The organism is Neorhizobium sp. T25_13, assembly GCF_002968675.1.
In the GTDB taxonomy this organism is placed as follows: Bacteria; Pseudomonadota; Alphaproteobacteria; order Rhizobiales; family Rhizobiaceae; genus Neorhizobium; species Neorhizobium tomejilense.
The window spans coordinates 272,295-284,758 of record NZ_PVBI01000002.1 but is presented as its reverse complement, the minus strand read 5'-3'; the positions used below and the strand labels follow the sequence as shown (position 1 = coordinate 284,758).

Genomic DNA, 12,464 nt, shown 5'->3' with positions numbered 1-12,464 from the left:
CCCGAGGACGAGGATGACGGAGGAAGGGGCGGAGTACACCACCAGAGGCGTCATCCTCGGGCTCGACCCGAGGATCCATCCGCACAGATGTCCGCGTCTCACATCTCGACGACTTTGCCGCCCTCGATCGTCACACGGCGGTCCATGCGGCTGGCGAGGTCGTGGTTGTGGGTGGCGATCAGGGCCGCGAGGCCCGACTGGCGCACCAGGGCTTCCAGCGCGTCGAAGACATAGGATGCGGTCTTCGGGTCGAGATTGCCGGTCGGTTCGTCGGCAAGAAGCACGCGCGGGGCGTTGGCGACGGCACGGGCGATCGCCACGCGCTGCTGCTCGCCGCCGGACAGTTCGGAAGGGCGGTGCTCGGCGCGATGGCCGATGCGCATATAGTCCAGAAGCTGGCTTGCCCGCTCCTTCGCCTCGGCCTTGGAAAGACCGGCGATCAGCTGCGGCATCATGATGTTCTCGACCGCGGAAAACTCCGGCAGGAGATGGTGGAACTGGTAGACGAAACCGATCTGGTTGCGGCGCATCGCGGTGCGCTCCGCATCGGGAAGTCCGTTGCAGGCACGCCCGGCGAGAAAGACCTCGCCGGCGTCGGGGTGTTCTAGCAGTCCGGCGAGATGCAGCAGCGTCGACTTACCGGTGCCCGACGGGGCGACCAGCGCGACGATCTCGCCGGTCTTCAGGTCGAAATCAGCCCCCTTCAGGATCGAAAGCGTGGTCTCGCCCTGGCCATAATGACGTTCGACGCCCGAGAGCTGCAAGACGGTTTTGGGTGCCATGAAGGATGTGGGTCCTATTCGTATCGAAGGGCCTGGACAGGATCGAGCCGGGAGGCCCGCCATGCCGGAAGGATGGTGGCGATGAAGGAGAGGACGAGCGCCATCATGACCACCGAGAAGGTCTCGCCAAAGCTCATCTCCGCCGGCAGCTGGCTGAGGAAATAGAGTTGCGGATCGAAGAGGATGGTACCCGAGATCCAGGAGAAGAACTGGCGGATCGATTCGACGTTGAGACAGACGACCACGCCGAGCAGGACGCCTGCGAACGTTCCGACGAGGCCGATCGCCGCCCCGGTCATGAAGAAGATGCGCATGATAGCGCCCGCACCCGCACCCATGGTGCGCAGGATAGCGATATCGCTGCCCTTGTCCTTCACCAGCATGATCAGGCCGGAGATGATATTGAGCGCCGCCACCAGCACGATCAGGGTCAGGATCATGAACATGACGTTGCGCTCCACCTGAAGCGCGGAGAAGAAGGTCTGGTTGCGCTGCCGCCAGTCGGTGATGAAGATCTGGCGGCCGGCCGCGGCCTCGATCTTCGGGCGCAGTTCGTCGACATTGTCGGGATTGTCGATGAACAGCTCGATCGACTGAACGATGCCGTCGGCATTGAAATAGAGCTGCGATTCCTCGAGCGGCATATAGATGATCGTCGCGTCGTATTCCGACATGCCGATCTCGAAAATGCCGGACACCGGATAGGATTTGACGCGCGGGTTGACGCCCATCGGCGTCACGTCGCCTTCCGGCGAGATCAGCGTGATCTGGTCGCCTGCGGAGAGGCCGAGCTGGGCTGCGAGCCTGGAGCCGACCAGAACCCCCTGCCCCGAGGCAAAACCGACCATATCGCCGGACTTGACGTTGCCGGCAACCTCCGACAGCTTTTCGAGATCTTCCGGGCGGACGCCGCGCACCAGAGCGCCGGAACCTGCACCGCCACGGCCCGATGCCAGCGTCTGGCCCTCGACCAGCGGCAGCGCCATCCTGACACCCGGGACGGCCGCAAATTTCTGGGTGAGCTCGGCGTAATCGGTGAGCGGCCCGTCGATCGGCTGGACGATCATGTGGCCGTTGATGCCGAGAATGCGCGAGATCAGCTCGGTGCGGAAACCGTTCATCACGGCCATGACGATGATCAGCGTCGCGACGCCGAGCATGATGCCGATGAAGGAAAAACCGGCGATGACCGAGATGAAGGCCTCGCGGCGGCGCGAGCGCAGGTAGCGCCAGGCGACCATCCGCTCGAAAGCCGAGAAAGGACCGGCCGCAGGCGAACCACCCGCCTTTACCGCTTCACCATTCGCCGCGACACTCGCCATGCCATTTCCTCAACCTGCCGAAGGCGGGAAATCCGCCGTGATACGCCTGCCGGCTTTATCGGCCGGCGAGCCTGTTCATGGCCGCTTCGACGGTCAGCGTTTCGCGCTCGCCGGTCTTGCGGTCTTTGACCTCCACTTCGCCTGACGCGGCGGAGCGGGGTCCGACAATCACCTGGACCGGCACGCCGATCAGGTCGGCGGTCGCGAACTTGGTGCCGGCACGCTCGTCCGTGTCGTCGTAGAGCACGTCCTTGCCGACCGTCGCGAGACCGCCATAGAGCGTTTCGCAGATCCGGTCGCAGGCCTCGTCGCCGGGCTTCATGTTGATGACCACGACGTCGAACGGCGCGACCGATGCCGGCCAGATGATTCCGTTGTCGTCATGCGATGCTTCGATGATGGCGGGAACAAGGCGTGTCGGGCCGATGCCGTAGGAACCCATGTGGACAGGGTGTTCCTTGCCGTCCGGTCCCTGCACCCTGGCGCCCATCGGCTCGGAATATTTGGTGCCGAAATAGAAGATATGGCCGACCTCGATGCCGCGGGCGGAAAGCCGGTCGGTCTCGGGAATGGCGTTGAAGGCTTCCTCGTCGTGCATTTCCGAGGTCGCGGCATAGACGGACGTCCACTTATCGAAGACCGCCTGCATGGCCTCGACGTCATCGAAATTGGTGTCCGTGCTGGGGATGTCGAAGTTGACGAAATCCTTGTGGGAAAACACTTCCGACTCACCCGTCTCGGCCAGGATGATGAATTCGTGGGACAGGTTGCCGCCGATCGGGCCGGTGTCGGCGCGCATCGGGATCGCCCTGAGGCCAAGCCTGGAGAAGGTGCGCAGATAGGCGGTGAACATCTTGCGATAGGAATGCTCGGCGGCTTCCTTGGTCAGATCGAAGGAATAGGCGTCCTTCATCAGGAACTCGCGCGAGCGCATGGTGCCGAAGCGCGGACGGATTTCGTCACGGAACTTCAGCTGGATGTGATAGAGGTTGAGCGGCAGGTTCTTGTAGGATTTGACGTAGGACCGGAAGATGTCCGTGATCATTTCCTCGTTGGTGGGGCCGTAGAGCATCGGCCGCTCCTGGCGGTCCTTGATGCGCAGCATTTCCTTGCCATAGGCATCGTAGCGGCCGCTTTCCTGCCAGAGTTCGGCGGACTGCAGCGTCGGCATCAGCACCTCGATGGCGCCGGCACGGTTCTGCTCCTCGCGGATGATGGCGTTGACCTTGTCGAGCACCCGCTTGCCGAGCGGCAGCCAGGAATAGATGCCCTGGCTCTGCTGGCGGATCATGCCGGCACGCAGCATCAGCCGATGGGACGCGATTTCCGCTTCCTTGGGGTTTTCCTTCAGGATGGGCATAAAATAGCGGGACAGGCGCATCGCGATTTCCGAGGTTGCCAGGCCTACCCCCGGCAGGCGAGGAATCGGCCATTTTCTTCAACAATATTGGGAGGGTACATAGCCGTTCCTCAGGCCCAAGGGAACCCGCCCCAGCATGAATCGCACGTTGTTCACGAATCTGCGCCGGCACTTCCAGACCTGCCAAAAGCGGGGATTTCGTGGCAAGTGTGCGACATTTTTGTCAACCGAAAAATTTTATCGAAGTGTAGCAAAAATACAAAAAAAGCGGATGACAAAGCACATCCTTTGGGCTAGGTTCAGCTCACAAAAGAGGCAAGGAGTTCAAATTCTTGCCATTTCGCGGTCAAGTCTTGGGAGGATCAGATCTTAGGCGCGCTTGTCGCAGCCCCGGTAACGGTTAAGGATCACGCGACACTAGAAACAAGGCTTAACCGCCTTGTTTTTTTTTGCTTTTTAGCCAGTCGAACGGGTCACGCGGGTGCCTTCGCCGCCGCTCCTATGCCTGCAAATCATGACAGAGGAATGACAGGCTTCCGACGATCCTGCCTTATTCGTGCGCTTCAGTCGAAGGTCGGCACAATGACGGGGATATCGGCAATGCCGACGCCGAAATAGGCGGATGCTACGTAGTAGCCCAGATAGAGCACTGTCGAGATCACCGTCGTCAGCAGGATGACGCGGCCGCCGCGAAACCGGGCCGGGGCGCTTTCCACAGTACCGTTGGTCACCTCGCCGTCTTCCTGCTGGCTGCGATAGCCGAGTGGAAGGACGATGAAGAGCACGGTCCACCAGATGATGAAGTAGATGGCGGCGACCGTCAAAAGCGGCATGGTCTCGACTCGATTCCGGTTCGAAGAATGGGCGCCTTATAGGCCTAAAGGCCCACAAGCTCAAATCTGCATCGCCTGACGTGATGTCACAGCTGCGGGACTCACACCTGTTCGAGCTCGACCAGGGTGCCGTTGAAGTCCTTCGGATGCAGGAAAAGCACAGGTTTTCCATGGGCTCCGGTCTTTGGAGTGCCGTCTCCGAGGACCCGCGCACCGGACGCCTTCAGCTTGTCGCGGACGGCGATGATATCGTCTACCTCGTAGCAGATATGGTGCATGCCGCCGGACGGGTTCTTCTCGAGGAAGGCCGCAATCGGCGAATCGGGTCCGAGCGGCTCGAGCAGCTCCACCTTGGTGTTGGGGAGTTCGACGAAGACCACGGTGACGCCATGCTCCGGCAAGGCCTGGGCCTGGGAGACGCGTGCGCCGAGCGTATCGCGATAGGTCGTGGTCGCGACGCCAAGATCCGGCACGGCGATGGCGATGTGATTGACGCGTCCGAGCATGTCTGTCCTCCTTCGGGAACTGCATCCATTCCCGCCCCCTCACCTGAAAAATCTAGCACTTAGCCTTCCGGCTAAGATGCTGATTTTTCTTCCTCCCCCGCCATGGGGGAGGTAGGACTGCGGCGCCGCGGCACTCTTATCTCTCCCCTTGCGGGAGAGATAGCGATTTCAACATCTTAGCCAAAGGCTAAGTGTTAGAAATCGCAAGTGAGGGGCAAACAACCCGTCCCCTCAGAGACGCGTAACGAACACCGTCACGATCGGTTTCTTGCCCCAGGCCTCGTTGGCGGTGGAGCGGACGGCGCGACGGATCGCCTCGCGGACCATGTCGAGATCCTTGCGACGGGCGCGCGGAATGCTTTCGACGGCGCCGAGCACCGCGTCATAAAGCGTGTCCTCCATGTCCTCGCCCTCATCGTCGAATTCCGGCAGGCCGAAGGCGATGAGATCGGGATCGGTCACGAAGTCATAGCGGGCATCGAGCAGGACGTTGACGGAGACATGGCCGACGAAGGAGAGCTTGCGGCGGTCGCCGATGCCCATTTCCTCGAAGTCGCCGATCAGCTTGCCGTCCTTGAAGATGCGCCCATGCGGCGCATCGCCGATCACCTCGGCCGGGCCGGGCGCCAGACGCAGAATATTGCCGTTCCTGACGCGCGGGATGCTGTTGATGCCGACGGATGCGCCGAGCTCGGCCTGGGCCGTCAGATGCGCGGCCTCGCCGTGGACGGGCACGAGGATCTGCGGGCGGGTCCACTCGTACATCTGAACCAGTTCGCTGCGGCGCGGGTGGCCGGAGACGTGGACGAGCGCATCGCTGTCGGTGACGATCTTGATACCCTGCTCGATCAGGCCGTTCTTGATCTCGATGATCGCCTTCTCGTTGCCGGGGATGGTGCGCGAGGAAAACACCACCGTATCGCCTGACGTCAGCGCCACGTGGCGCATCTCGTCGCGGGCGATCTTGGCGAGTGCGGCGCGCGGCTCGCCCTGGCTACCGGTCAGGATCACCACGATCTTGTCGCGCGGGATATAGCCGTACTCGTCCTCGGCGATGAAGGGCTTCAGGCCCTCCATGATGCCGATATCGCGGGCGACGCCGACGACGCGCTTCAGCGACGAGCCGAGCAGCAGGACTTCGCGGCCGGCAGCGTCCGCGGCCTGGGCGATCGACCGGATGCGGCCGACATTCGACGAGAAGGTGGTGATCGCCACCCTGCCCTCGGCCGCCTCGATGATCTTGCGCAGGCCTTCGGAGACTTCCTCCTCGGAGGGCGAAACGCCCTCGCGCATGGAGTTGGTGCTGTCGCACATAAGCGCCAGCACGCCTTCGTCGCCAATCTTGCGGAAGCGAGCCTCGTCTGTGAACGGCCCGAGCGACGGCGCGTGGTCGATCTTCCAGTCGCCGGTATGGACGACGTTGCCGAGCGGGGTGCGGATCACCAGCGACATCGGCTCGGGGATCGAATGGTTGACGCCGATCGCCTCGATTTCGAACGGGCCGATATTGATGCGGTCGCCGGCCTTGAAGATCGTCACCGGGATTTCGGCGCGCGAACCTTCGTAGTTGCGTTTGGCTTCCAGCATGCCGGCGGTGAACGGCGACGCGTAGACGGGCACGTTGAGACCCGGCCAGAGGTCGTTCATGGCGCCGTAGTGATCCTCATGCGCATGAGTGATGATCATCGCCTTGAGATGGCTGCGCTGGCTGGCGAGGAAGCGGATATCCGGCAGCACTAGATCGACGCCCGGTAGGTCCGGTCCCGGAAAGGTCACGCCGCAATCGACCATGATCCACTGGCGTTTCTCCGGCGTTCCATAGCCGTAGAGGGCGAGGTTCATGCCGATCTCGCCGACGCCGCCAAGCGGCAGAAACACCAGTTCTTCTTGGTTTGCCATTTTCTTTGTCTATTCCATTCCTTGAAAAAATACATCACCGGCGGCGATCGACGTTAGCGCGCCCAGTCCGGTGTCGAGCAGCAAAAATCCTTTGTCATCGATACCTGCGAATGTACCAACAAGCGAGCGGTCCGGCAGGTTCACGGTGATTTTTTCGCCGATGCCGCAGGCGACCTCGCGCCAGCGCCGGCTGATTTCCGGCGTGCCCCGGCCCTCATCCCAGGATTCCAGAACCTGAGCCATCTCTCTGAAAAGATGCGCGAAAAGCTCCTCCGGAGAGACGTTGGCGCCGTGATCAGCAAGCCGCGTGACCGCGTAGGCTGCACTATCGGGCATGTGCCGGATATTGATGCCGATACCGATGACGAGCGCGCGGCGGCCATCCGGCAGCCCCTCGCCCTCCAGAAGGATGCCACAGGTCTTCTTGCGGCCGATCAGGATATCGTTCGGCCATTTGACGTCGAGCGGCTCGCCGCCCGGCGGCAGAACCGACCTGACTGCGGCATGGACGGCGACCGCGACCGCGAGCGGCAGCGAGCCGATCCTCTCCGGCGGTGCAGGATCGATCAGCAGCAGCGAAGCATAGAGATTGCCGGGTTCCGATGTCCAGGCCCGGCCACGGCGGCCGCGGCCGGCGAGCTGGCGCGTTGCGGTCAGCCACAACAAACCGGAATCGCCCGCGCGAGCGCGGGCGAGACATTCGCTATTGGTGGATCCGACCTCGTCGAGCGCCTCGTGACGGAACGCATCGAGCGAGAAACGGCCCCTTGCTCCGGGCATTCTCAGAAGAAGGACTTCGCGGCGGCACTTGCCGCCGTGCCGATCGGTCCGCCGATCAGCACATAGGCCACGACGAACAGGCCGGAGAGACCGAAGACCAGGCGCAGCTCGCCGGAGATACGGGCGAACTCGCCCTTGGCTTCATCGAACCACATCAGCTTGACGATGCGCAGGTAGTAGTAGGCGCCGACGACCGAGGAGAGCACGCCGATGACGGCCAGCGCATAGAGCTTGGCTTCGATCGCCGCGACGAACACGAAATACTTTGCGAAGAAGCCTGCCAGCGGCGGAATGCCGGCCATCGAGAACATCAGCGCAGTCAGCACGATCGCCATGAAAGGCTTGGTGGACGACAGGCCGGCGAGATCGTCGACATTCTCGACATTGCCACCTTCCTTGCGGCGCATCGCCATGATGCAGGCGAAGGTACCCAGCGTCATGACCATATAGATGGTCATGTAGAGGACGACGCCGGAGACGCCCGTCTCGGAGCCGGCGGCAAGGCCGACCAGCGCGTAGCCCATGTGGCCGATCGAGGAATAGGCCATCAGTCGCTTGATGTTGCGCTGGCCGATCGCGGCGAACGAGCCGAGCAGCATGGAGGCGATCGACACGAAGACGATGATCTGGCGCCAGTCGGCAACGAGCGGCAGGAAGGCGTCGGACACGATGCGCACCAGGATCGCCATGGCGGCAACCTTCGGGCCCGCCGCGAAGAAGGCGGTGACCGGGGTCGGCGCGCCTTCATAAACGTCCGGCGTCCACATGTGGAACGGCACGGCGGAAATCTTGAAGCAGGCGCCGGCGAGCACGAAGACCATGCCGAAGATGAGGCCCAGGCCACGGGTTTCGGCGGAGAGAACCTTGGCGATGCCTTCGAAGCCGGTATTGCCGGTGAAGCCGTAGACCAGCGACATGCCGTAAAGCATCATGCCGGAGGAGAGCGCGCCGAGGACGAAATATTTGAGGCCGGCTTCGGTCGAGCGCAGGCTGTCCCGGTTGAAGGCAGCGATGACGTAGAGCGCCAGCGACATCAGTTCGAGGGCGAGATAGAACGCGATCAGGTCGTTCGCCGAGATCAGCAGCAGCATGCCCAGCGTCGACAGAACCAGAAGCACCGGGAACTCGAAGCGGTTGAGCTGATCCGACTTCGCATGGCCGACGGACATGACCATGGCGGTGATCGAACCGATGAGCGCCAGGACCTTCATGAAGCGGCCGAAGGCATCCAGCTTGAAGGCGCCGCCATAGGCCACGCCCTCTCCGGGCATGAAGATCAGCCAGAGGCCGGCGACCGCCAGCAGTGCTACCGCAAGCCCCGTCACCGTCGGCGCGGACTTGTCGCCGGAGAAGACGCCGATCATCAGAAGAGCGAGCGCGCCCACGGCCAGGATGATCTCCGGCATCGAGAGCTGCAGGCTTAGGGAGAGAATTTCAGCGGTCATGTCCAGTCGTGTCCCGTCTCAGTGCACGTTGAGTGCAAGGTCTTTCGCTGCTGCCAGGGCTGCGGAATAATTGTTCACCAGCAGGTCTACCGATGCTGCCGTCGCATCGAAGATCGGCGCCGGATAGAAGCCGTAGAAGATGGTGATCGCGATCAGCGGATAGAGGATCAGCTTTTCGCGGCCGGAAAGGTCGAGCAGGCCTTTGAGGCTTTCCTTCTCGAGCGCCCCGAAGATCACCCGGCGATAGAGCCAGAGCGCGTAGGAGGCCGAGAGGATGACGCCGGTGGCCGCAAACAGGGCGACCCAGGTGTTGACCCGGAAGACGCCGATGATCGTCAGGAATTCGCCGACGAAGCCGGACGTGCCCGGCAGGCCGACATTGGCCATGGTGAAGATCATGAAGGCGACGGCGTATTTTGGCATGTTGTTGACGAGACCGCCATAAGCCGAGATCTCACGGGTGTGGAGACGGTCGTAGACAACGCCGACGCAGAGGAAGAGTGCGCCCGACACGATACCGTGCGACAGCATCTGGAAGATCGCGCCCTGCACGCCCTGCACGTTGGCGGCAAAGATCCCCATGGTCACGTAACCCATGTGGGCGACCGACGAATAGGCGATCAGCTTCTTGATGTCGTCCTGCATCATCGCCACCAGCGAGGTGTAGATGATGGCGATGACCGACAGCGAGAAGACCAGCGGCGCGAAATGTTCGGATGCGATCGGGAACATGGCGAGCGAGAAACGGATCATCCCGTAACCGCCGAGCTTCAGCATGACACCGGCCAGGATCACCGAGCCAGCGGTCGGAGCCTGGACGTGCGCGTCCGGAAGCCAGGTATGGACCGGCCACATCGGCATCTTGACCGAGAAGGCCGCAAAGCAGGCGAGCCAGAGCCAGGTCTGCATGCCGGCCGGGAAGCCGTATTTCAGGAGCGCGGTAATGTCTGTGGTGCCGGCCTGCCAGTACATGGCCATGATGGCGAGCATCATCAGCACCGAGCCGAGCAGCGTATAGAGGAAGAACTTGTAGGAGGCGTAGACGCGATCCTTGCCGCCCCACACGCCGATGATGACGAACATCGGGATGAGGGTCGCTTCGAAGAAGACGTAGAAGAGAACGACGTCGAGCGAAACGAAGACGCCGGTCATGACCACTTCCAGAAGCAGGAAGGCGATCATGTACTCCTTGAGGCGCTTCTCGATCGTATTCCAGCTGGCGAGCACGCAGAAGGGCATCAGGACGGTCGTCAGGATGACGAACAGCATGGAAATGCCGTCGACGCCGAGATGATAGGAGATGCCGCTGCCGAGCCAGTCGTGCTTCTCGACCATCTGGAAGCCGGCATTCGAATTGTCGAAACCGATCCAGATGAACAGCGAGACGATGAAGGTGAAGACCGTCGTGAACAGCGAGACGTTGAGGATGTTACGGCGCCCGAAGGGGCCGTCTTCCCGTGTCAGAAGCAGCAACAGTACGCCGACCAGCGGCAGAAAGGTGACCGTCGAGAGAATTGGCCAGTCGGTCATTAGATCGAGCTCCCGAGCATCATCCAGGTGACGAGGGCGGCGATGCCGATCAGCATCGCGAACGCATAGTGATAAAGATAACCGGACTGCAGCTTGACCACCCGGTTGGTGACGTCGACCACGCGGGCGGCAACGCCGTTCGGGCCGTAGGTATCGATGACGCCGATGTCACCCTTCTTCCACAGGAACCGGCCGAGCGCCTTGGCGGAGCGGACGAAGAGGAAGTCGTAGAGTTCGTCGAAATACCACTTGTTGAGCAGGAACTCGTAGAGGACCTTCTGCGAAGCGGCGAGACGACGGGGCGTCGAAGGCGACTTGATGTAGAAATACCAGGCCGTGACGAAGCCGACCGCCATGGCGATGAAGGGGCTCCAGGCGACCAGGACCGGCACGTGATGGAACTCTTCGAGGATCTTGTTTTCCGGAAGCGTGAACAGCGCACCCTTCCAGAACTCGGCATATTCGTGGCCGAAGAAATAACCTTCGAACAGAACGCCGGCGAGAACCGCACCGGCGGCGAGGATATAGAGCGGCGCCAGCATGACCATCGGCGATTCGTGTACATGGTGCATGACGTCGGCCGACGCGCGCGGCTTGCCGAAGAAGGTCATGAAAGCGAGACGCCAGGAATAGAAGCTGGTGAACAGCGCGGCGATGACCAGAAGCGTGAAGGCAAAACCCGCCGCCGCCGAATGGGACGAATAGGCGCTTTCGATGATCACGTCCTTGGAGAAGAAGCCGGCGAAGCCGAACATGGTTCCCGGGATGCCGACGCCGGTCAGCGCCAGCGTGCCGATCGTCATCATCCAGAAAGTGACCGGAATGTGCTTCCTGAGGCCGCCCATGTAGCGCATGTCCTGCTCGCCATCGACGGCATGGATGACCGAGCCGGCGCCAAGGAACAGCAGCGCCTTGAAGAAGGCGTGGGTGAAGAGGTGGAAGATCGCCGCGCCATAGGCGCCAAGGCCGAGCGCCACGAACATGTAGCCAAGCTGCGAGCAAGTCGAATAGGCGATGACGCGCTTGATGTCGTTCTGGACGAGGCCGACGGTCGCCGCGAAGAAGGCGGTGATCGCGCCGATGATCGTCACGACCAGCAGGGCGTTGGGCGACAGTTCGAAGATCGGCGACATGCGGGCGACGAGGAAGACGCCGGCGGTGACCATGGTCGCGGCATGAATGAGCGCAGACACCGGGGTCGGGCCTTCCATGGCGTCCGGAAGCCAGGTGTGCAGCAGGAACTGCGCCGACTTGCCCATCGCGCCCATGAACAGCAGCAGGCAGACGATGGTGATCGCGCCGCTCTTGGTCAGTTCCATGCCGAAGATGTTGGCGATGACCTGAGACGCTTCCGGAGCACCCGCAGCCGGCAGATAGGTGGCGGCAGCCGCAAAGATCGTCTCGAAGCTGATCGAGCCGAACAGCACGAAGACGCCGGCAATGCCGAGAACGAACCCGAAGTCGCCGACGCGGTTGACGATGAAGGCCTTCATCGCGGCAGCCGAGGCCGACGGCTTCTTGTACCAGAAGCCGATGAGCAGGTAGGAGGCGAGACCGACGCCTTCCCAGCCGAAGAACATCTGGGCGAGGTTGTCGGCCGTAACCAGCATCAGCATTGCGAAGGTGAACAGCGACAGGTAGGCGAAGAAGCGCGGCCGATGCGGGTCGTGGTGCATGTAGCCGATCGAATAGACATGCACGAGCGTCGAGACGGTGTTGACGACGACGAACATGACCGCCGTCAGCGTGTCGACGCGGAAAGCCCATTCGACGTCGATGCCGCCGGACTGGATCCAGCGCATGACCGGAACCTTGATCACCTCGCCTGCTTCGCCATGGGCGAGCGCGACGTTGAAGAAGACGATCCAGGAGAGCACGGCCGCTATGATCATCAGGCCGCTGGTGACGTATTCGGATGCCTTTGCGCCGATCGAACGGCCGAACAGGCCGGCGATCAGGAAGCCGATCAGGGGAAGAAAGACGATTGCCTTGTAGATCATGACCCGA

The 12,464-nt window shown here is 62.0% G+C and carries 10 protein-coding genes; all 10 read right to left on the bottom strand.

Annotated elements, in window-relative coordinates; translation table 11 throughout:
- Positions 1-98: 98 nt before the first annotated feature.
- The gene (locus tag C5J22_RS04835) at positions 99-782 is read right to left on the bottom strand and encodes an ABC transporter ATP-binding protein (protein WP_046636587.1); all 684 of its coding nucleotides are present in this window, start codon (positions 780-782) and stop codon (positions 99-101) included.
- 14 nt (positions 783-796) lie between these two features.
- Entirely contained in the window at positions 797-2,104 is a 1,308-nt protein-coding gene (locus C5J22_RS04830) for a lipoprotein-releasing ABC transporter permease subunit (protein WP_105437402.1), read from the bottom strand.
- Positions 2,105-2,159: 55 nt separating this feature from the next.
- The gene (gene proS, locus C5J22_RS04825) at positions 2,160-3,485 is read right to left on the bottom strand and encodes a proline--tRNA ligase (RefSeq protein WP_105401033.1); all 1,326 of its coding nucleotides are present in this window, start codon (positions 3,483-3,485) and stop codon (positions 2,160-2,162) included.
- Positions 3,486-4,027: 542 nt separating this feature from the next.
- Positions 4,028-4,297 carry a DUF1467 family protein gene (locus C5J22_RS04820; protein WP_046605493.1) on the bottom strand — a complete coding sequence of 90 codons (270 nt, stop codon included), beginning with the start codon at positions 4,295-4,297 and terminating at the stop codon, positions 4,028-4,030.
- A gap of 101 nt (positions 4,298-4,398) precedes the next feature.
- Positions 4,399-4,803 (bottom strand): methylmalonyl-CoA epimerase, encoded by a 405-nt coding sequence (mce, locus tag C5J22_RS04815; RefSeq protein ID WP_105437401.1) that lies wholly within the window; start codon positions 4,801-4,803, stop codon positions 4,399-4,401.
- 231 nt (positions 4,804-5,034) lie between these two features.
- Positions 5,035-6,702 (bottom strand): ribonuclease J, encoded by a 1,668-nt coding sequence (locus C5J22_RS04810; protein ID WP_105401031.1) that lies wholly within the window; start codon positions 6,700-6,702, stop codon positions 5,035-5,037.
- Positions 6,703-6,711: 9 nt separating this feature from the next.
- A complete protein-coding gene (locus C5J22_RS04805; RefSeq protein WP_105437400.1) occupies positions 6,712-7,482 on the bottom strand; it encodes a biotin--[acetyl-CoA-carboxylase] ligase in 771 nt (256 codons plus the stop codon).
- 2 nt (positions 7,483-7,484) lie between these two features.
- Positions 7,485-8,927 (bottom strand): NADH-quinone oxidoreductase subunit NuoN, encoded by a 1,443-nt coding sequence (gene nuoN / locus C5J22_RS04800; RefSeq protein WP_105401029.1) that lies wholly within the window; start codon positions 8,925-8,927, stop codon positions 7,485-7,487.
- A gap of 18 nt (positions 8,928-8,945) precedes the next feature.
- The gene (locus tag C5J22_RS04795; protein WP_105437399.1) at positions 8,946-10,457 is read right to left on the bottom strand and encodes an NADH-quinone oxidoreductase subunit M; all 1,512 of its coding nucleotides are present in this window, start codon (positions 10,455-10,457) and stop codon (positions 8,946-8,948) included.
- Complete coding sequence (gene nuoL / locus C5J22_RS04790) at positions 10,457-12,457, bottom strand: NADH-quinone oxidoreductase subunit L (protein ID WP_105437398.1); 2,001 nt, start codon at positions 12,455-12,457, stop codon at positions 10,457-10,459. The genes C5J22_RS04795 and nuoL overlap by 1 nt, the downstream gene beginning before the upstream one ends.
- Between the last annotated feature and the right edge of the window lie 7 nt (positions 12,458-12,464).